The organism is Rhizobium sp. SEMIA4064 (assembly GCF_003025035.1).
GTDB classification, from domain to species: Bacteria; Pseudomonadota; Alphaproteobacteria; order Rhizobiales; family Rhizobiaceae; genus Rhizobium; species Rhizobium paranaense.
In genome coordinates this window covers 97,501-117,379 of the sequence record NZ_PYJN01000001.1, presented here as the reverse complement: position 1 = coordinate 117,379, position 19,879 = coordinate 97,501, and the positions used below count along the sequence as shown (strand labels likewise).

15 protein-coding genes, 1 tRNA gene and 2 rRNA genes (1 of these 18 cut by a window edge) are annotated in these 19,879 nt (G+C 59.3%); 9 read left to right on the top strand and 9 right to left on the bottom strand.

What is annotated here, in order from left to right; translation table 11 throughout:
* The first annotated feature begins 2 nt into the window (after positions 1-2).
* Together cmk and rpsA are read left to right on the top strand one after the other, a co-directional pair.
* Positions 3-635 carry a (d)CMP kinase gene (gene cmk, locus C9E91_RS00525; RefSeq protein WP_107106440.1) on the top strand — a complete coding sequence of 211 codons (633 nt, stop codon included), beginning with the start codon at positions 3-5 and terminating at the stop codon, positions 633-635.
* 176 nt (positions 636-811) lie between these two features.
* A complete protein-coding gene (rpsA, locus tag C9E91_RS00520; RefSeq protein WP_028754676.1) occupies positions 812-2,515 on the top strand; it encodes a 30S ribosomal protein S1 in 1,704 nt (567 codons plus the stop codon).
* A gap of 136 nt (positions 2,516-2,651) precedes the next feature.
* Here the strand turns inward: rpsA and C9E91_RS00515 are convergent, their stop codons facing one another.
* From C9E91_RS00515 to C9E91_RS00505, 3 genes are all read right to left on the bottom strand, one after another.
* Complete coding sequence (locus tag C9E91_RS00515; RefSeq protein ID WP_107106439.1) at positions 2,652-4,352, bottom strand: hypothetical protein; 1,701 nt, start codon at positions 4,350-4,352, stop codon at positions 2,652-2,654.
* 239 nt (positions 4,353-4,591) lie between these two features.
* On the bottom strand, positions 4,592-5,218 hold the full coding sequence (locus C9E91_RS00510; protein WP_107106438.1) for a ribonuclease D: 627 nt from the start codon (positions 5,216-5,218) through the stop codon (positions 4,592-4,594).
* A 109-nt stretch (positions 5,219-5,327) separates the two neighbouring features.
* The gene (locus C9E91_RS00505; protein WP_107106437.1) at positions 5,328-6,101 is read right to left on the bottom strand and encodes a metallophosphoesterase; all 774 of its coding nucleotides are present in this window, start codon (positions 6,099-6,101) and stop codon (positions 5,328-5,330) included.
* A 352-nt stretch (positions 6,102-6,453) separates the two neighbouring features.
* On the opposite strand from C9E91_RS00505, the gene copC reads away from it, so the two are divergent.
* Complete coding sequence (copC, locus tag C9E91_RS00500) at positions 6,454-6,822, top strand: copper homeostasis periplasmic binding protein CopC (protein WP_107106436.1); 369 nt, start codon at positions 6,454-6,456, stop codon at positions 6,820-6,822.
* Entirely contained in the window at positions 6,819-7,706 is an 888-nt protein-coding gene (gene copD, locus C9E91_RS00495) for a copper homeostasis membrane protein CopD (protein ID WP_107106435.1), read from the top strand. The genes copC and copD overlap by 4 nt, the downstream gene beginning before the upstream one ends.
* A 3-nt stretch (positions 7,707-7,709) precedes the next feature.
* Here the strand turns inward: copD and C9E91_RS00490 are convergent, their stop codons facing one another.
* Positions 7,710-8,480, bottom strand: coding sequence for a TIM barrel protein (locus tag C9E91_RS00490; RefSeq protein ID WP_107106434.1), 771 nt, complete (start codon positions 8,478-8,480; stop codon positions 7,710-7,712).
* 70 nt (positions 8,481-8,550) lie between these two features.
* Entirely contained in the window at positions 8,551-9,495 is a 945-nt protein-coding gene (locus C9E91_RS00485) for a helix-turn-helix domain-containing protein (RefSeq protein WP_107106433.1), read from the bottom strand.
* 86 nt (positions 9,496-9,581) lie between these two features.
* On the opposite strand from C9E91_RS00485, the gene C9E91_RS00480 reads away from it, so the two are divergent.
* The 5 genes from C9E91_RS00480 (at position 9,582) to C9E91_RS00460 (ending at position 15,856) form a co-directional block, all read left to right on the top strand.
* Positions 9,582-10,856 (top strand): ABC transporter substrate-binding protein, encoded by a 1,275-nt coding sequence (locus C9E91_RS00480; protein ID WP_107106432.1) that lies wholly within the window; start codon positions 9,582-9,584, stop codon positions 10,854-10,856.
* A gap of 112 nt (positions 10,857-10,968) precedes the next feature.
* Positions 10,969-11,829 (top strand): carbohydrate ABC transporter permease, encoded by an 861-nt coding sequence (locus C9E91_RS00475; protein WP_107106431.1) that lies wholly within the window; start codon positions 10,969-10,971, stop codon positions 11,827-11,829.
* A complete protein-coding gene (locus tag C9E91_RS00470) occupies positions 11,826-12,662 on the top strand; it encodes a carbohydrate ABC transporter permease (RefSeq protein WP_107106430.1) in 837 nt (278 codons plus the stop codon). The genes C9E91_RS00475 and C9E91_RS00470 overlap by 4 nt, the downstream gene beginning before the upstream one ends.
* Before the next feature lie 15 nt (positions 12,663-12,677).
* Complete coding sequence (locus C9E91_RS00465) at positions 12,678-13,766, top strand: ABC transporter ATP-binding protein (RefSeq protein ID WP_107106429.1); 1,089 nt, start codon at positions 12,678-12,680, stop codon at positions 13,764-13,766.
* Positions 13,767-13,852: 86 nt separating this feature from the next.
* A complete protein-coding gene (locus C9E91_RS00460; protein WP_107106428.1) occupies positions 13,853-15,856 on the top strand; it encodes an aldo/keto reductase in 2,004 nt (667 codons plus the stop codon).
* A gap of 144 nt (positions 15,857-16,000) precedes the next feature.
* Here C9E91_RS00460 and C9E91_RS00455 read toward each other — a convergent pair whose 3' ends face one another.
* The 4 genes from C9E91_RS00455 to C9E91_RS00440 all read right to left on the bottom strand — a co-directional run.
* Entirely contained in the window at positions 16,001-16,534 is a 534-nt protein-coding gene (locus tag C9E91_RS00455) for a methylated-DNA--[protein]-cysteine S-methyltransferase (RefSeq protein WP_107106427.1), read from the bottom strand.
* 366 nt (positions 16,535-16,900) lie between these two features.
* Positions 16,901-16,977, bottom strand: a tRNA-Met gene (locus C9E91_RS00450).
* 308 nt (positions 16,978-17,285) lie between these two features.
* Positions 17,286-17,400, bottom strand: a 5S ribosomal RNA gene (gene rrf, locus C9E91_RS00445).
* Between the two features lie 206 nt (positions 17,401-17,606).
* Positions 17,607-19,879: ribosomal RNA gene (locus C9E91_RS00440) — 23S ribosomal RNA — on the bottom strand; it runs 641 nt beyond the window's last position.

Below are 19,879 nucleotides of genomic sequence, written 5' to 3'. Positions count from 1 at the left end.
GAATGATCATCGCCATCGACGGACCCGCTGCGGCAGGCAAGGGAACCTTGTCGCGCCGGATCGCCGAGGAATATGGTTTTCACCATCTCGATACCGGCCTGACCTATCGGGCGACCGCCAAAGCCCTCCTTGACGCCGGCCTGCCGCTCGACGACGAAACGGTTGCCGAGACGATAGCGCGAAAAGTCGATCTTTCCGGGCTCGACCGCGCGGTCCTGTCGAAGCACGAGATCGGCGAGGCGGCATCGAAGATCGCCGTCATGCCGGCGGTACGCCGGGCGCTGGTCGACGCGCAGCGGGCCTTTTCGCTGAGGGAGCCGGGCACGGTTCTGGATGGGCGCGACATCGGCACTGTCGTCTGCCCCGATGCTCCGGTAAAAATCTATGTCACGGCATCGGCGGAAGTCAGGGCGAAACGACGCTACGACGAAATCGTCAATGCCGGCGGCAGCGCCGATTATGCAGCAATTTTCGAGGACGTGAAACGGCGCGACGAGCGGGACATGGGCCGCTCCGACAGCCCTTTGCGACCAGCGGAAGACGCGTACTTGCTTGATACCTCAGAAATGAGTATAGAAGCGGCGTTTCAGACGGCAAAATCGTTTATCGATGCCGGTCTGAGCCGAAATGCCTGAAAATGCGAGCGACTTCGCGTGCTTTGCGCACGAAGTCGCTGATTTAGAAGCCTGACATTCCGTCCAAGCGCCGGATAGCCTTCCCCAAGGGGAGGCGGACGGATGCAGGCCTGTTCAACACGAACCACCGGCGCATCAGTGTCCTCAATCCTGATTGAGACACGCCAGGAGATTTTATGTCTGTAACTTCCCCCTCTCGCGAAGATTTCGCAGCCCTTCTCGAAGAATCCTTTGCCAAGAACGATCTGGCTGAAGGCTATGTCACCAAGGGCATCATCACCGGCATCGAAAAGGATGTCGCCGTTGTGGACGTCGGCCTCAAGGTCGAAGGCCGCATCGCGCTGAAGGAATTCGGTGCACGCGCCAAGGACGGCACGCTCAAGGTTGGCGATGAAGTCGAAGTCTATGTCGAGCGCATCGAAAACGCGCTTGGCGAAGCTGTTCTGTCGCGCGAAAAGGCTCGCCGCGAAGAAAGCTGGATCAAGCTCGAAGCCAAGTTCGAAGCTGGCGAGCGCGTCGAAGGCGTCATCTTCAATCAGGTCAAGGGTGGCTTCACCGTCGATCTGGATGGCGCTATCGCCTTCCTGCCGCGTTCGCAGGTCGACATCCGTCCGATCCGCGACGTTACCCCGCTGATGCACAACCCGCAGCCCTTCGAAATCCTCAAGATGGACAAGCGCCGCGGCAACATCGTCGTTTCGCGTCGTACGGTTCTGGAAGAGTCCCGTGCCGAGCAGCGTTCTGAAATCGTTCAGAACCTCGAAGAAGGCCAGGTTGTTGACGGCGTCGTCAAGAACATCACCGATTACGGTGCGTTCGTTGACCTCGGCGGCATCGACGGCCTGCTGCACGTCACCGACATGGCATGGCGCCGTGTGAACCATCCGTCGGAAATCCTGTCCATCGGCCAGCAGGTCAAGGTACAGATCATCCGCATCAACCAGGAAACCCACCGCATCTCGCTCGGCATGAAGCAGCTCGAGAGCGATCCGTGGGATGGCATCCAGGCCAAGTATCCGGAAGGCAAGAAGATCTCCGGTACCGTTACGAACATCACCGACTACGGTGCGTTCGTCGAGCTGGAGCCGGGCATCGAAGGCCTCATCCACATTTCGGAAATGTCCTGGACCAAGAAGAACGTTCACCCCGGCAAGATCCTGTCCACGAGCCAGGAAGTCGAAGTCGTCGTTCTCGAAGTCGATCCGACCAAGCGTCGTATCTCTCTCGGCCTGAAGCAGACGCTGGAAAATCCGTGGGCAGCATTCGCCCGCAACCATCCGGCTGGCACTGAAGTCGAAGGCGAAGTCAAGAACAAGACCGAATTCGGCCTGTTCATCGGCCTCGACGGCGATGTGGACGGCATGGTTCACCTCTCCGACCTCGACTGGAACCGTCCGGGCGAGCAGGTCATCGAAGAGTACAACAAGGGTGATGTCGTCAAGGCCGTCGTTCTCGACGTCGATGTCGACAAGGAACGCATCTCGCTCGGCATCAAGCAGCTCGGCAAGGATGCAGTCGGCGAAGCCGCTGCTTCCGGCGAACTGCGCAAGAATGCCGTCGTTTCGGCTGAAGTCATCGCCATCAACGATGGCGGCATCGAAGTGAAGCTCGTCAACCACGACGACATCACCTCCTTCATCCGCCGCGCCGACCTGTCGCGTGACCGCGACGAGCAGCGTCCGGAGCGTTTCTCGGTCGGTCAGACCGTCGACGCCCGCGTCACCAACTTCTCCAAGAAGGACCGCAAGATCATGTTGTCCATCAAGGCTCTGGAAATCGCAGAAGAGAAGGAAGCAGTTGCTCAGTTCGGTTCGTCCGACTCGGGTGCTTCGCTCGGCGACATCCTGGGTGCGGCTCTGAAGAACCGCAACGCCGAATAATCTTCGGCTGAAGCCTTAGAGATAAAAAACCCGCCGGAGCGATCCGGCGGGTTTTTGTTTGAGTCTACACAGGATTCAAAGACTAGAACTATCTTTGTGCGTTCAGACGAACACACGGCGCTCTGACGCGGCCCGGTTATTCCCATTCCACCATGCGCTGATAGAAATCGAAGGCGTGATCGTGCAGGGAGTCCTGCGGCGCGGGTGCAGGCAGTGCGAGCGGTTCTGGCGCGATGACGCTGGTTTCCGAGAGAGTGGCTTCTGCATCGGCCTCTTCGGATGTTGAAGCCGTCGGCTGATGCGTTTCCTCAGGCTGAGAATCGTCTTCACTCTCGTCCTGCGCCGTTTCTCCGCCCTGCCCCTGTTCGTGCTCCTCGTCATCGGCGGGGTCGACACGATCGACTCTTTCCAGTTCCTTCTCTTCAATCGAGACATCCACTGGCAAATATTGTGCGATGGCAAACGGAATGCCTTGCGGCAGCGGGACCGACGTTCCCATCTGCGACGCAGCATCGGGCATATTCATAGCGGGTGCACCCGGCATATCGCCCAGGGATTTGCTCTGAAGCGCAGCCGGCGCGCTCGGTACCTCATCCGTAGAAGTCGCGTTCTGGCTTGCCATGGTGGCGGCCAGATTCCGGGTGTCCTCATTGGCGGTCGTCTGCGGCGGCAGCGGCACGTCCTTTTGGTCGTCGGCATTGGCGGCAAGCGCCTGCGCGATAATCTTTTCTGCCGCGGACTCATCGTCGTGGATAATCTGCAGAAGCTCGGGGCCGGTGACTTCCAAGGCACGGCCGATGACGACCTGCAGTCCTTCCTTGATATCGGCCCGGATCTGCTGGATGTCCCGCGGCACAGGCGGTGGCGTGATCGGCGATCTGATCAGAGCGATTTCCGTGGGGAGCTTCTCCTCGGCCGATGTCGCTGACGACATGTTGCCCGCTACGGGGATGACGTTTTGCGGATGGACGGTCTCGCCGTTGCCGGCATCAATGAGAAGCGCACTTGCAGCCAGCGGAAGCGGGGCGGATTGCTGATTTGGGATGGCTTGCGGGGTCGAGGCGGTTTCGAGGCTTGGCAAGAGCTCCGGTTCCAAAATCGCCGCAGCAACGAGAACTGCCTGAGCCGGTGCAATCGCCACCGGCGTTTCCTCGGCCACCTGCGCGGCAATTGCAGCGAGGACAGCGGCCGCGGGTGCTGGCGCCGCAACGCTCTCCGGCGAAGCCGGCAGGACTGCCGGGGTAGCCGCCGGAACGACGTCTGTAGTCTTCAGGATCGCTTGTGCCGGGACTTGGGCCGGGACTTGGGCCTGCGACTCGATCGTCTCCGTTTCGCCGGCATTCTGGCCATAGGAATTGACAACGGCCTTGATGACCGCGTCGGGCTCCGGTGTCAGCGCCGCATCCAGGCTGATGGCGATTTGCACGGCTTCCGGCCCATCCGGATTGGTCAGCACCTCGGCAATGAGAGGCAACGGGATCGGCGTTTCCGCCTGCGCGTCCAAGAGTTGCTGGGCGACCGCAAGCTGTTGCGGCGGCAGGCTGAGGATCGTATCGGCCAGCCGCTGTGCCAAAGCGGCGTTGCTCTCATCTGGCTCGCGCGAAATGTTCAACGCCGTGCTGGCGTCATCGATGACGGAGAGCAAACTGTCGAACATCCGTTCGCGCGCCGCCACCAGCAGCATGTTCAACTTGCCTTCGACACTGGCGTTCACCGTATTCGGCAGCACGGCAAGCGGCGTCGCGGTCGTCTGGGCACCGGACGTTTCGGCGGTGGCAACCGCCGGCTTTTCAAGGGTTATACCCAAAGCAGACACGGCACTCACGGAAGACAACATGGGATGCTCCTTTGTCTGAAAAGACGGAAGCAGAAGGCAGGTTCAGTCGGAGTCCGCTCATGCGGCCATCAGCAATTCGCAAGCCGGTTGACCGACCGGTCGACGCAGAAAAACGTCGGTCGAATGCATGAAATCAGGGGTAGAATAGCAGGCCGTCTCTTAACAGATTACTAACTACCGAGCCGATGCCACCTCCGCGGCACCGGTTTTTCTTTTCAATTCGCTTTTGACACGGGCGATCAGCTATGCGCGAAAATATCGGTCTCTTCCCAGCCGAGGAGGTCCAGCTTTGCCCGGGTCGGCAGGAAGGTGAAGCAGGCATCGGCATGCTCGATGCGGCCATCGCGCACAAGGCGCTCCCTCAGCTTGCCGCGCAGCGCGTGCAGGTAAAGCACATCGGAGGCGGCATATTCGAGCTGTGCCGGCGAGAGCGTCTCGGCCGCCCAGTCGGAAGACTGCTGCGCCTTGGAAATGTCGACCTCGAGCATCTCCTTGAGATTGTCCTTGAGGCCATGACGGTCCGTATAGGTGCGGCAGAGGCGCGAAGCGATCTTGGTGCAGAAAACCGGCGTCGTGGTGACACCGAACGTGTGGAACAGCACGGCGATATCGAAGCGGCCGTAGTGAAAAATCTTCTCGCGCGAGGGATCGGCCAGCATGGCGACGAGGTTCGGCGCCTCTTTCTGGCCGGCGGCGATGCGGATCACATCGGCAGTGCCGTCACCCGGCGAAAGCTGCACGACGCAGAGCCGGTCGCGGCGTGGAATGAGGCCGAGCGTTTCGGTATCGATCGCTATGGAGCCGGTGTAGCGGGCGGCATCGGCAGCAGAAATATCGCCTTCGTGATAACGGATGGTCGCGGCCATGAAGCTCTCCCGGCTCTATCGTCTGAATTCGTTTTTCGTCCTGTTCTATAGAACAGACAAGGAGATAACGATACTGCGCGGGGCTTAAAATGCGAGGCCTCGTCCGGCCTCAAGTCGAGGTGATGTGGATATGGCCTTGCCACAGACGCGCCGCTGTCAACTTTCCGGAACGGAAGGCGCCGGTGTCGATATTGAGCCGAAGCCCATGCGCTTCGGCTTGTCTGACCGGCGTATGGCCATGAATGATCAGCTTCGGCAGCGGTTGCGCGCTGTCGTAAAAGCGCGAGCGGATGTAAACAAGGTCGTCATCGTCCTGCGCTTCGATCGGTCGTTCCGGATCGATACCGGCATGGACGAACAGGACCTGCGGCGTATCCAGCAGAATCGGCAGCCGGCGGAGAAAGTTGAGATGATCGTCGGGTAGCCAGGTGCGGATGAAGGTGTCGAGTTTTTTCTGCCGGGGATATTGCTGCCGTAGAGCCTGGATATCCACGCCATAGGATTTCAGCGTCGCCTCACCGCCGAGCGCGACCCACTCGTCCAGGGATATTTCACCATCGGCATAGGCGAGCATGGCGAGCTCATGATTGCCGGTGAGGCAGATCCGGTCGAAACCATTCGGCAGCGGCGCCATCAGCCGGCTGACGACCTGTGCCGAGGCCGGGCCACGATCGATGAAATCGCCAAGCATGATGATCAGCTTGCGGCCGGGCAGTGCGGCGGCATCGGCGAAAATCTTGCGTTCGAGCACGCTCAGGAGGTCGTAGCGGCCATGCACGTCGCCGATCACATAGGTCGGCACGTCCAAGCTATCGAGGTGCTCACGACGCCGGCGCGGGCTGAAGCCGCGAGTGACTTTCTCGCGTATGGTATTTGCCGCCATGAAACTTCCCTCATCGAAATGTCACCATCCCGAGCGCTCTAACCCCTCGTAGAGCGGTTCAGCGTTTCACGGAATCGCTTTCCCGCTCTATCCCTTTGTTTTGACGCATTCCGGACGGAAAACCGCTGCGCACTTTTCCTGGAAGTGCTCTAAGCAAAAATAACCGAAAAGCGACAATTCTTTGCCGAATACAGGGATAAACGCGTCTGCCAGGTGTCTATGTCGGCGGAAGTCATCAACAAAGGATTACCTTGCGGCAAAGCGTCCCGAACATAGCCATTTCGCATTGTAAAATTTGACATAGGATGTCCACAATTCTATCGCGCTCGGTAACCCAGGAGGACGACTTTTCATGACCAAGACCATTACCAGGTTCAGCCTCGCCGCCATTCTCGCACTCGGCCTTTCCGGTCAGGCTTTTGCGCACGCACATCTGAATTCGGCAACCCCGGCCGACAAGAGTACCATCAAGGCCTCGCCCAGCGAACTGGACCTCACTTTCAGCGAAGGCTTGAACCTGAAGTTCTCCGGCATCAAGGTAACCGGCCCCGACAAGGCAGTCGTCAAGCTCGGCGATCCCATGCTGATGCAGAACGACACCGTGCTGATGGTTCCCGTCTCCGGAACGCTTGGCGCCGGCACCTATACCGTCGAATGGCATGCTCTTTCCGCTGACGGCCATAAGACCAATGGCAGCTACACCTTCACAGTAAAACCTTGATCGATCCCAACATAGCGCTTGAGGCGTGCCGGTTCCTTCACGGCGCATCCCTGATGCTTCTGTGGGGCGCCTCGGCCTTTCTCTGCTTTCTGGTGCCGAAAGTGCTGGCGGAGAAGGTATGGCGCATGTTCGGCACCGCCCCCTTCCTTGCGGCGCTGATTGCCGGGCTGACGACGCTTGCCTCGCTGCCGCTTGCAAGCGCCATCATCGGCAATGGCTGGAGTGATGCCTTCAATGCCGGCACGATCCGCGACGTGCTGTTCGAAACGACGGTCGGGCAGGCGTGGCTCGCCCAAGCCGCCGCTGCCCTCATCCTCGTTCTTGCTTTCCTGCCGCCGGAGCGTTGGCGTCGCCCGGGCGTGGCGCTCGGCTCCGGTCTCGGCCTTGCCGCCCTCATGCTCACCGGTCACGCCTCGATGCATGAAGGCTGGCTCAAGCTCGCCCATCGCGCCAATGACATTCTTCACGTCCTGGCCGGCGGCGGCTGGCTGGGCGCCCTGGTGCCGCTGGTCCCGATCCTCCGGCTTTTGAACGCGCCCGAAGACCGGGCGGAAGCACTGTTGGCGCTTCGGCGCTTCTCCACCGTCGGGCATGGCGCCGTGGCGCTGGTCATCGCCTCCGGCCTCGTCAATACGATGCTGGTCCTTCAGCGCCTGCCGACGAACTGGTCATCTCCGTATCAAGCGCTGCTTGCCATAAAGATCGTGCTGGTCGCCGGCATGAGCCTGTTGGCGATCGTCAATCGCTACATCCTCGTGCCGCGGATGCAACGCGATCGGGCCCGGGCTTTGAGCGCCATCCGTCGCGGCAGTATTGCCGAGATCGTCCTCGGTATCGCAGTCATTGCGCTAGTCGCCGTTTTCGGCATGCTCGAACCCGTCTGACCGTCAGGCCGACAGCGACCTCACAACCGCACGAACGGCCTCGGCATCCTCCGTTTTCGGCCGGTATTCGAGACCGACCCTGCCGCTATAGCCATGGGCAAACAGCCAATTCAGACGGCCGAGCAAATCGATCTCGCCGGTGCCGGGATCGTTACGGCCAGGGTGATCCGCGACGTGGACATGCACGATGCGATCGGCGCGTTTGCCGACCACATCTTCCGTCCGCTCGCCCATGACAGCCGAATGGTAGATATCGTAGACGATACCAATTTCCGGCCGGCCCACCTCGACGACGATATCCAGGCCTTCCACCGTCGAGGACAAATAGTAGCCGACATGGTCGATCTTCGTGTTCAAAGGCTCCAGACCGAGCCGAACGCCTGAGCCGCTCAAGATATCGGCGCCGGCGCTCAAGGCGGAGATCATGACTTCCCGCTGTTCGGCGCGTGAAAACTCCGGCAAATCGTCACCCGCCTGCGCAACCAAAACCGAAGCGCCCAGGCGCTGCGCCACATTGACGGACACCTGCAAGCCCTCCAGCCAAGCCTCCTTGTTCGCCGGATTTGTCAGCGCGATCATCGGCTCGGCGACGATGCCCGAAACGGCGATCCCGGTCTCGGCGACCGCGGATGCGATTGCATCCAGGTCCTTGTTCGTCCAGCGCCAGAACTCGACCGCGCTTAGTCCGGCCTGATGCGCCAGCCGGATACGGTCGGTAAAATTGTCACCTTCGCGGGCAAACAGCCATTCGATGCATGCCGAAAATTGCCGCATGAAAATCGTCCTCCAAAGAATATGCCCAGTGACGTGGGCCCTATCGCCGGCGACGGCAAGAGGCCGGCCGCTAGAATTGCGAGGCGGACCGGCGCAGCGCGGGCTGGGCGCCCTCGACGCTCATTGCCGTCACCATGCGCATATCCCGGCGGAAATCCGAAGGCGACATGCCGGCAATATGGCGGAAGGATTTGTTGAAGGCGCTGATCGAGCCGAAGCCGCTGTCCATCGCCACCTGCAGCACGTTGGCGCCGTCGCGCATCAGCATGGCCTGGGCGCGCGACAAGCGCAGCAGGTTGACATATTTGCTGAGCGTCATGCCGGTGCATTTCTTGAAGAGGTTCATCGCATATTTCGGATGCAGATCCGCTGCCTTGGCGATATCAACCGTATCGATGTCGTGCAGGAAATTGCTGGCAATGAAATCGCACATGCGCGCCAGGCTGCGCGACGATTGCGGGTGGACCTGTTCGCTCGACTGATGCTCCCGCTTTTCCGGCAGCATGCGATAGGGCTCGAAAGCAATGCGCTCCAGGCGCAGCAGGAGTTCGGCAACCGCATGTTCGGCCTTGGCCGGATCCCCGGAGCGGACATAACGATACCAGCGGGCGAAATTCTCGTTGTCGGCGGCATCCGTCGCGGAGGTGACCAGGGTCTCGCCTCGTATCAGACGGCCGGAAATATCGAGCGGCAGGCGCATGCGGAAGAAATGCACCAGCGGCAGATGCGCGCCGGCATAGATCGAATCTTCCGACGAATCATCCATCTGATGCGGCTGCCCTCCCCAGAACACGCAGATATCGCCGGCACGAAGCTGAATTTCATGGTCGTTCATACGGTAGTGAACCGTGCCGCGTATAAGGTAGTTCACCTCGACCTGCGCATGCCAATGCGGCATCACCATCAGGGGCGGATGGGTATGAAACATCTGCAGGGTCGTCGGCAGCCCTTCGATGCTGCTCGCGCCCGGCTGATAAACTGCTCGATGACCCACCTTACTTTCCGCCAAGTCGATGTTCCTTTTTTAGGAGACAGAAGCGCACCGGTAGCTAGTTTAAGCGTGTTCGCTAGAGGACGGCAATTGAAAAGGGAGGATTTTCAATGCGTTTAAAACTCGCGGGAGCGGCGGCACTTGCTGCCTTGCTGGCTTCCGGTTCTGCTTATGCGGAACAAACCACCATCACAGTCTGGAGCTGGAACATCGCCGCGTCGGCGCTGAAATCCACGGTCGAAGGATTCAATAAAAAATATCCCGACATCAAGGTCGAGGTTCAGGACATCGGCAACCCGCAGGTCTTCGATAAGATGCTGGCCGCTTGCGCCGCCGGCGGTGACGGTCTGCCCGACATCATGTCGATCGAAAATCACAAGGCATCGATCTTCTGGAACCGCTTTCCGGACTGCCTGACCGATCTGACGAAGCTCGGCTACACGGATGCGCTCAAGAAGCAGTTCCCGGACTTCAAGCGTGCCGAGCTTGAGGTCGGCGATGCCGCCTATGCAATGCCCTGGGATTCCGGCCCGGTCGCCATGTTCTACCGCCGCGATCTCTATGAAAAGGCGGGCGTCGATCCGGCAACGATCAAGACCTGGGACGATTTCATTGCCGCCGGCAAGAAGATCTCCGCCGCCAATCCGGGCGTGATCATGGCGCAGGCCGATCTAAACGGCGACACTGAATGGTTCCGCATGCTCGCCAACGAACAGGGCTGCGGCTATTTCTCGTATGACAGCCAGAGCATCACCGTAAACCAGCCAGCCTGCGTGAAGGCCCTGGACAAGGTGAAGGAGTTCAAGGACGCGGGCCTGCTGAGCGCGGCGAACTGGAACGAGAAAATTCAGTCGAACACCGCCAGCAAGGTGGCATCGCAGCTCTATGGCGGCTGGTATGAAGGCACCATTCGCTCCACCTCGCCGGATCTCGCCGGCAAATGGGGCGTCTATCCGATGCCGAGCATGACGGCCGATGGCCCGCATGCGGCCAATCTCGGCGGCTCTTCGCTCGCGATCGCCAGCGGCTCCAAGAACAAGGAGGCAGCCTGGAAATACCTTGAATATACGCTTGGCACCAATGAGGGCCAGGTTACCATGCTGAAGTCCTTCGGGCTGGTACCGTCGCTGCTGACGGCGGTTCAAGATCCCTTCGTCAACCAGCCGCAGCCTTATTGGGGCGGTCAGAAGGTATGGGCCGATATCCTCGCCACCCTGCCGAAGATCCGCCCGAGCCCCGGCACCCAGTATTTCAGCGACGCCGATGAGGTCATAAAGGCCGTGCAGACGAAATACCTCGCTGGTGGTTACCCGAACGGCAAGGCCGCGCTCGACGATGCGGCACAGCAGATCGCCTCGGCGACAGGTCTGCCGCTCGCGAAGTGAGTGACACTGCCGGGCGCGCATCCCAAGCCGCGCTCGGCATCCCCGCCGCCCTGAGGGCGGCGGGGATGCGACGTCACGCGTCATTTCACTGCGCATAAAGGAGAAGGCTTTCATGCGGTTGCGAAACCGGAGCGCCTATGCGTTCCTTGCACCCTATCTTCTGGTGTTCGCCGCCTTCTGGGTCTGGCCGATCATCTATTCGTTCCTGATCTCGTTCCAGAACACCCGGGTTAATCCGTGGGTCTTTAACCTGTCGCTCAATTGGGGGCGCCTGTTCGGCGACCCGGCCTTCTACAACGCGCTTCAAAACACGCTGATCATCCTGATCGTCCAGGTACCCGTGATGATCACGCTCGCCACGGTCATGGCGGTACTATTGAATTCACCGCTGCTGAGAGCGCGCGGCATTTTTCGCTTTGCTTTCTTCGCACCGGTCGTCGTTGGAGAGGTGGCCTATGCCGCTGTCTTCCGCCTGATGTTCAACGTCGATTTCGGCATCATCAACAAGCTAATCGGCATGATCGGCCTCGCACCGGTGTCGTGGTTCGCCGAATCGCATGCCGCAATGGTGCTCATCATCATCGCCGTCACCTGGCGCTGGGCGGGCTACAACGCCATCATCATCCTTTCCGGGCTGCAATCGATCCCCGAGGATGTTTACGAGGCCGCGACGCTTGACCGCGTCAACCGCTTCCAGCAGTTCATCCATATCACCCTGCCGCTGTTGAAGCCGATCATTCTGTTCTGCGTGGTCCTGTCCGTCATCGGCACCATGCAGCTTTTCACCGAACCATATCTGATCACCAACAGGGGTGGTCCCGGCGGCGGGACGGAGACGCTCGGCCTGTTGCTCTATCGCCAGGCCTTCCAGTCGACCAACTTCGGCTATGCCTCCGCAATCGCCTACACGATGGCGGCGCTCGCCGTGGTCATCTCTCTTCTCAATCTCTGGGTGGGGCGCGAACCGAAATGAAATCGAAGTCCAAATCCAATCTGATCCGCTCGATCGCGCTGCACGGCCTGCTCGCACCGCTTGCCCTTATCTGGCTGTTTCCGCTCTGGATGATGTTCATCTTCTCGACCATGCCCGACTACGGCATCTTCAGCCCCGATATCGTCATGGTCCCATCGACGAGCTTTTTCGACAATGTCCGGAATCTGCAGGCCGACACTAACTTCCTCGGTGCAATGACGATCTCCATCGGCGTCGCAGTCATTTATACCTTCCTGTCGGTGCTCCTGACCTCGATGGCCGGATGGGCTCTGGCGCGCTACCAGTTCGCCGGCCGTTCGGGCGTTATCGCCATCATCCTCGGCACGATCACGCTGCCCTACTCCGTCGTCGTCATTCCGCAATTCATCATGGTGGCGCGCGATTTCGGGTTGGGCAACACATGGGTCGCATTGATCGTGCCACCGCTCTTCAATTCGCTCGGTGTGCTGTTCATGCGCCAGGCCTTCTCGATGATGCCGGGCGAGCTCTTTGACGCCGCACGAGTCGAGGGCGTCAAGGAATGGCAGATCTTCCTCCGCATCGCTTTGCCGCTGGCAAGACCGACCATGGCGGCGCTCGCCATCATCCTGTTCCTGGCCTCCTGGAACAACTACCTCTGGCCGCTGCTCATCAATTCCCGACCGGGGATGATGACCGCGCCGGTGGCGCTCGGAACGTTGATCGGCCTTACCAGGGTATCCTGGGGCGGCATCATGGCGGGTGCCGTCATGCTGACGGCGCCGATTCTCATCGTCTTCGTTCTCCTGCAGCGCCACTTCATCGCCGGCATCGCCGCCGGCGCAATCAAATAATTCCGGGAGACCCGTATGGCTGAACTGTCCCTTACCAATGTCGTCAAACGCTACGGTACCCTTGAAATCATCCACGGCGCCAATCTCGACGTGAAGGACGGCGAGTTCGTCGTCTTCGTCGGGCCGTCCGGATGTGGCAAGTCCACGCTGCTGCGCATGATCGCCGGTCTCGAAGACATCACCGGCGGCGAACTCAAGATCGGCGGCCGCGTCGTCAACGATATGGAGCCGGCTGATCGCGGCATTGCCATGGTCTTCCAGTCCTACGCGCTCTATCCGCATCTGACGGTCGAGCAGAACCTCAATTTCGGCCTGCGCATGAACGGCAACCCGAAGGCCGATACCGACCGCCGCGTCAAGCAGGCGGCCGAGATCCTGCAGATCACTGAACTGATGCAGCGCCGGCCGAAGCAGCTTTCCGGCGGCCAGCGCCAGCGCGTCGCTATCGGCCGCGCCATCGTGCGCGAACCGCAGATCTTCCTGTTCGACGAGCCGCTGTCCAACCTCGATGCCGAGCTGCGCGTACAGATGCGCGTCGAAATCTCGCGCCTCCACAAGAAGCTCGGCACGACGATGATCTATGTGACGCACGATCAGACCGAGGCGATGACGCTGGCCGACAAGATCGTCGTGCTGCGCAGCGGCAATATCGAGCAGATCGGCGCGCCGCTCGACCTTTACGACGATCCCGCCAACCAGTTCGTCGCCGGCTTTGTCGGATCGCCAAAGATGAATTTCCTGCCGGCCGAGATCGTTGCCAAGCAAGACGGCGGCGTGACGGTGGCCCTGAAGAATCAGCGCGACGTCCGTCTGTCATTGCCGATCGCTACGGCTCAGGTCGAAACCGGCCAGGCGGTGACGCTCGGCGTGCGGCCGGAACATTTTCTCGAGGCTGGTCGTGGCGATATCGATGTAACCGTCGATGTCGACGTCGCCGAGCATCTCGGCAATACCAGCTACATCTACGCCAACATCGCCGGCGGAGAGCAGATCGTCATCGAGCGGGAGGAATCCCGCAACACCAACAATCGCGACACGCTGAACGTAGCACTCTCCGCAGCCAAGACATTCCTGTTCGACGGCGCCGGCAACCGATTGCGATAGGCGCTCTTTTCCACCGCTCCCCGTTCCATCGCTCCCAAGTCCCGTCACTCCCAAGACAGCATGCAGATTTAGGAAAGGACCAGTTCATGACTACCGAGACATCCATCCGCTGGGGCATCATCGGCCCCGGCAGGATCGCACAGACTTTTGCCGAAGGCGTCGCTCACTCCCGCAGCGGCAAGCTGGTGGCCATCGCCAGCCGCAATCCCGACAAGCCGGGTCTTGGCGATAACTTCCCCGGCGCGCGCATCGTGAACGGCTATGAGGCGCTGCTGGCCGACAAGGAAATCGACGCCATCTATATCGCCACGCCCCATACCGGCCATGCCGAATGGGCCATCAAGGCGATCCGTGCCGGCAAGCATGTCCTCGTCGAAAAGCCGATCGCGCTGTCCGCCTATGATGCCGAGGCGATCTACTACGAAGCCAAGAAGGCTGGCGTCTTCGCCGGTGAAGCCTTCATGTACCGCGTGCATCCACAGACGGCGAAGCTGATCGAACTGGTGAAAAGCAGCGTGATCGGCGAGATCCGCATCATCCGCTCCTCATTCGGCTTCAACATGGGCACGGTCAAGCCGGAACACCGATTGTTCGCCAACGACACGGCTGGCGGCGGCATCCTGGATGTCGGCGGCTATCCGGTATCCATGGCGCGGCTGATTGCCGGTGCCGTTGAAGGCAAGCCGTTCCTCGACCCGGAAAAAGTCTCCGGTGTCGCCCATCTCGGCCAGACCGGCGTCGACGAATGGGCCTCAGCAGTGCTGAAATTCCCGAACAATATCATCGCCGAAGTATCCTGCTCGATCATGGCAAATCAGGACAATACGCTGCGCATCATCGGCTCGGACGGGCGTCTGGAAGTCAAGGATTTCTGGTTCGCCTCCGGCCACAAGGGCGGCGTCGGCAAGATCGAGCTCATCAAGGGCGCGGAAACGCAGGTTATCGAGGTCAAGGAAGACCGTTGGCTCTACTCCTTCGAGGTCGACGCCGCGGGCGATGCCATTCGCGCCGGCCAGGCGGAATTCGCCTATCCGGGCATCAATTGGGCCGATTCGATCGGAAACCTGCGCGCTCTCGATCAGTGGCGCGCCACTGTCGGCCTCGAATATGAGGTCGAGAAGGCGACGCGGCGGACGACGAATATCGTCGGAGCACCCGTCACCATGGGCAACAGCATTCCGAAGCGCACCATTCCCGGCATTGCCAAGCCGGCCTCTCTTGTCACGCTCGGCTTCGAATTCTTCCCGAATTTCGCGGCAGCATCGCTGACGCTCGACGCCTTCTATGAAGCCGGCGGCAATGCCTTCGACACGGCTTACGTCTATGGCGCCGGCAAGACGGAGAGCATATTCGGCGACTGGCACACCAGCCGCAAGGTTCCGCGCGAGGAGGTCGTGCTGATCGGCAAGGGCGTGCATTCGCCGCTTTGCTATCCGGACATGATCGCCAAGCAGCTCGACCAATCGCTGAACCGGCTGAAGACCGATTATGTCGATATCTATTTCATGCATCGCGACAACACGGCCGTTCCGGTCGGTGAATTCGTCGATGCCATGGATGCCGAGGTCAAAGCCGGCCGCATTCGCGGCATCTTCGGCGGCTCGAACTGGACCCGCGCCCGTTTCGACGAAGCGATCGCCTATGCCGAAAAGAACGGCAAGGCGGCGCCAGCAGCTCTCTCCAACAATTTCTCGCTGGCGGAGATGCTCGATCCGATCTGGGCCGGCTGCATTGCTGCCTCCGACGAGGAATGGAAGGCTTGGCTGAATGCCAAGCAGATCCCGAACTTTGCGTGGTCCAGCCAGGGCCGCGGCTTCTTTACTGACCGCGCCGGCCGCGACAAGCGCAGCGACGAGGAGTTGGTTCGCGTCTGGTATTCCGAGCGCAACTTCGGCCGCCGCGACCGGGCGATCGAACTGGCGCAGAAGCTCGGCCGCAACCCGATCCACATCGCGCTCGCCTATGTCGTCGCCCAGCCTTTCCCGGTCATTCCGCTGATCGGCCCGCGCACGATCGCCGAGCTGGAAGACAGCCTCTCGGCACTCGACATCAAGCTGACGCCGGAACAGGTGAAGTGGCTTGAAGGCTGATGCACGCCGATGGCCGGCTCAGGAATACGGGCCGGCCACTCTCACATGACTGAGGCCGAAAACGAAACAGCCCGCTTGGTTCGACAAGCGGGCTGTTTTTATTGCTACCGGATGAATCTTTGTCGCAGCGGATGCGGGCAACCATTACGCCGCGAAATTGAAGGTTTTGGTTTCGGAGCCCTCAAATTCCAGAAGATAGGTCTTCCGCTCGAGGCCACCGGCAAATCCTCTCAAGTCACCGGCCGATCCGACGACGCGATGGCACGGCGTAACGATGGAGACCGGATTCCGGCCATTGGCGGCGCCGACCGCGCGTATGGCCTTGGGAGCACCGATCTGCACGGCAATTTCGGCATAGGAGCGTGTCTCGCCGAAGGGAATGGTGAGCAGTGCCTGCCACACCTTCTTTTGAAATTCCGTGCCGGAGAAGTCGAGCGGCAGCTCAAAAACCTGTCGTTCGCCGGCAAAATATTCCCGCAACTGCCGTTCCGTTTCTATGAGAACAGGATGATTGACATCCTCCGCAACGATATTCAGCCGAACGCGATTTGGCCGGTCATTGTCCCAGAGAATTGCCGCCAAGCCCTCATGACTGGCAACGAGTTTCAACTCGCCGACAGGTGAGTTCACGATCTTGTAGACATAATCCTTCTGCGCACCCCGCGCTGTCCTGGCCATGTCGATATCCTTTCATTGGGATCTAACCGACGAGACTGTCGTAGCCGCCTCTGTTCGTCCGATCGCGGCGAATCCGCTGCTTCGCTGACAATGATGCATATGAGCGGAAATACCGGACGTAGCCCACCCGAAAAGCATTTCGATTGAGAGAAGGCACAATATTTTCACGCCGGCACGAGGTTTGGACAGGAGCCAGTGCGACCTCAGGCCCATGGTTGACCGCAAGCATCTTGGACATCCGGCCAATGTTGGAGATCTGATGAGACTGCGATTGCTAGCGTAACGGCATCCTAAAAACGCAGAAAGCCCCGTGTGGGGCTTTGTGTGTGATCTTTGGCGGCTTTGTTGTGTGGAAGGAAGCTGGATTGGTTGCGGGGGCAGGATTTGAACCTGCGGCCTTCAGGTTATGAGCCTGACGAGCTACCGGGCTGCTCCACCCCGCGCCATCCGAGCAAACCGCTTGCGGTTTGTCCGCCCTCGAGCGAACTGCTTTGCAGTTCGTCTCGACGCAGCAAGCCTTACGGCTTGCGTCATCCGAGCAAATCCGGAGGATTTGTCCGTGTTAGGTGGGCACCTTTTGGAGCACACCTGTTTTCGAGACAACTGTATTTGGGTCTCGAAGTCGTATTTCCAGAAGCGACAAAGGCCGCTTGTTAGCGGCCTATTGTAACACGGCTAGGCCGTTTGTTGATCAGAGAAGATTGTAATCGGACAAACCCTATTGGGTTTGCTCGGAAGTTGCGATTGGCAGACCTGGCAGCGACCTACTCTCCCGCGTCTTAAGACGAAGTACCATGGGCGCAGGGGCGTTTCACGGCCGTGTTCGGAAAGGGAACGGGTGCAGCCACCCCGCCATAACCACCAGGTCGGCAAAGCGCAACTTTGAATGAGAAGCTGGATTTTTTAAACACGTCGTTGGATGCGTTTTCGGACAAAGTCCGCAAGCGCAGAGCGCGTCGCCGGCAGTCCGGCGCGCCGTCCGCAGCATAGGGTCGAAGACCCGTACATGCGTGAGGACAAAACTCATTGCAGATGAACGTTTACGTTCGTCTGATGAGCATGAGCAATGGGAACGATCAAGCCAATCGAGCTATTAGTACCGGTAAGCTTCATGCGTTGCCGCACTTCCACACCCGGCCTATCAACGTGGTCGTCTACCACGGCTCTGATAGGGAACACTCGTTTTCAGGTTGGTTTCCCGCTTAGATGCCTTCAGCGGTTATCCATTCCATATATAGCTACCCTGCTATGCCCTTGGCAGGACAACAGGTCCACCAGAGATATGTCCATCCCGGTCCTCTCGTACTAGGGACAGATCCTGTCAATATTCCTACACCCACGGCAGATAGGGACCGAACTGTCTCACGACGTTCTGAACCCAGCTCACGTACCGCTTTAATTGGCGAACAGCCAAACCCTTGGGACCTGCTCCAGCCCCAGGATGCGATGAGCCGACATCGAGGTGCCAAACAACCCCGTCGATATGGACTCTTGGGGGTCATCAGCCTGTTATCCCCGGCGTACCTTTTATCCGTTGAGCGATGGCCCTTCCACGCGGGACCACCGGATCACTATGACCGACTTTCGTCTCTGCTCGACTTGTCAGTCTCGCAGTCAGGCGGGCTTATGCCATTGCACTCGACGACCGATTTCCGACCGGTCTGAGCCCACCATCGCGCGCCTCCGTTACTCTTTCGGAGGCGACCGCCCCAGTCAAACTACCCACCATACACTGTCCCGGATCCGGATGACGGACCGCGGTTAGACATCCATGACGATAAGGGTGGTATTTCAAGGATGGCTCCACAAGAACTGGCGTCCCTGCTTCAAAGCCTACCACCTATCCTACACATGCCGACACGAATGCCAGTGTAAAGCTATAGTAAAGGTGCACGGGGTCTTTCCGTCTGACCGCAGGAACCCCGCATCTTCACGGGGAATTCAATTTCACTGAGTCTATGTTGGAGACAGCGGGGAAGTCGTTACGCCATTCGTGCAGGTCGGAACTTACCCGACAAGGAATTTCGCTACCTTAGGACCGTTATAGTTACGGCCGCCGTTTACTGGGGCTTCGATTCAGAGCTTGCACCCCTCCTCTTAACCTTCCAGCACCGGGCAGGCGTCAGACCCTATACGTCGTCTTGCGACTTCGCAGAGCCCTGTGTTTTTGGTAAACAGTCGCTACCCCCTGGTCTGTGCCACCCTCACATGCTTGCGCACATAAGGGTCACGCTTCTTCCGAAGTTACGCGTGCAATTTGCCGAGTTCCTTCAACATAGTTCTCTCAAGCGCCTTGGTATACTCTACCTGACCACCTGTGTCGGTTTCGGGTACGGTCTATACGGTGGAGCTATTTCCTGGAACCGCGTCCCTGCAAGATCAATCCAATAAGACCTTACAAGTTGAGCAATCCGTCACTACCACCAGGCCCACGAATATTAACGTGGTTCCCATCGACTACGCGTGTCCGCCTCGTCTTAGGGGCCGGCTAACCCTGCTCAGATTAACTTTAAGCAGGAACCCTTGGTCTTTCGGCGAGAGGGTCTCTCACCCTCTTTATCGTTACTCATGTCAACATTCGCACTTCCGATACCTCCAGGATGCCTCACGGCTGTCCCTTCACTGGCTTACGGAACGCTCCGCTACCACTCCTCAAAGAGGAATCCTCAGCTTCGGTGCATGGCTTTAGCCCCGTTACATTTTCGGCGCAAAGACCCTTGACTAGACCAGTGAGCTGTTACGCTTTCTTTAAATGATGGCTGCTTCTAAGCCAACATCCTGGTTGTTTTGGGATCCTCACATCCTTTCCCACTTAGCCATGACTTGGGGACCTTAGCTGGAGGTTAGGGTTGTTGCCCTTTTCACGACGGACGTTAGCACCCGCCGTGTGTCTGCCGAGTAGTACTTCCCGGTATTCGGAGTTTGGTTAGGATCAGTAAGACGGTGAGTCCCCATAGCCCATCCAGTGCTCTACCCCCGGGAGTATTCGCTCGACGCTCTACCTAAATAGATTTCGCGGAGAACCAGCTATTTCCGAGTTTGATTGGCCTTTCACCCCTAGCCACAAGTCATCCCAATCTATTGCAACAGATGCGGGTTCGGTCCTCCAGTTGGTGTTACCCAACCTTCAACCTGCTCATGGCTAGATCACTCGGTTTCGGGTCTAATGCAACAAACTATATCGCCCTATTCAGACTCGCTTTCGCTTCGCCTACACCTACCGGCTTAAGCTTGCTTGTTACACTAAGTCGTTGACCCATTATACAAAAGGTACGCCGTCACCCTTGCGGGCTCCGACTGTTTGTAGGTATCCAGTTTCAGGTACTATTTCACTCCCCTTGTCGG